This window comes from Photobacterium minamisatsumaniensis (assembly GCF_050336695.1).
In the GTDB taxonomy this organism is placed as follows: domain Bacteria; phylum Pseudomonadota; class Gammaproteobacteria; order Enterobacterales; family Vibrionaceae; genus Photobacterium; species Photobacterium minamisatsumaniensis.
This window is the reverse complement of the sequence record NZ_JAKJSI010000118.1, coordinates 1-683: the sequence shown is the minus strand read 5'-3', so window position 1 is coordinate 683 and position 683 is coordinate 1. Positions and strand designations below refer to the sequence as shown.

Annotated in this window: 1 tRNA gene and 1 rRNA gene; both read left to right on the top strand. The window is 45.8% G+C overall.

What is annotated here, in order from left to right:
* A 16S ribosomal RNA gene (locus tag L4D78_RS28330) occupies window positions 1-159 on the top strand; the annotation flags it as partial.
* 100 nt (window positions 160-259) lie between these two features.
* Window positions 260-335: transfer RNA gene (locus L4D78_RS28325), tRNA-Glu, on the top strand.
* Window positions 336-683: the final 348 nt, after the last annotated feature.

Sequence of the window (683 nt, the reverse complement as noted above, 5' to 3'; positions counted from 1 at the left end):
GGCCTTGTACACACCGCCCGTCACACCATGGGAGTGGGCTGCACCAGAAGTAGATAGCTTAACCTTTCGGGGAGGGCGTTTACCACGGTGTGGTTCATGACTGGGGTGAAGTCGTAACAAGGTAGCCCTAGGGGAACCTGGGGCTGGATCACCTCCTTAACGATATGACCTGCTGTTTTATGCAGTGTCCACACAGATTGCTTGGTCGAAATGTAAGAGAGCGCGAATGTTGCCYAACAACATTCGCAAGAAAYACTTAGTCCCATTCGTCTAGAGGCCTAGGACACCGCCCTTTCACGGCGGTAACAGGGGTTCGACTCCCCTATGGGACGCCACTTTCTAAATACACTCTGATGAGTGTTGTTAGAAAGTGGTTCTTATATCTCTTCGGAGATAATGAAACACATGCTCTTTAACAATCTGGAAAGCTGACTAGTAAATTGAATCTTAGGATTCAATTACAAATGTATCTTGCTTCTTTTAATAAGAACGAGATACGAGTTCTCAAAACAAACACATTCAAGTGTCTTGTGTAAGAGTCCGGCGAAAACAAATAATTCTCTTTTATAGAGAGTGAACCTTGGTTGTTGCCATACGAAACCTCTTGGGGTTGTATGGTTAAGTGACTAAGCGTACACGGTGGATGCCTGGGCAGTCAGAGGCGATGAAGGACGTATTAACTT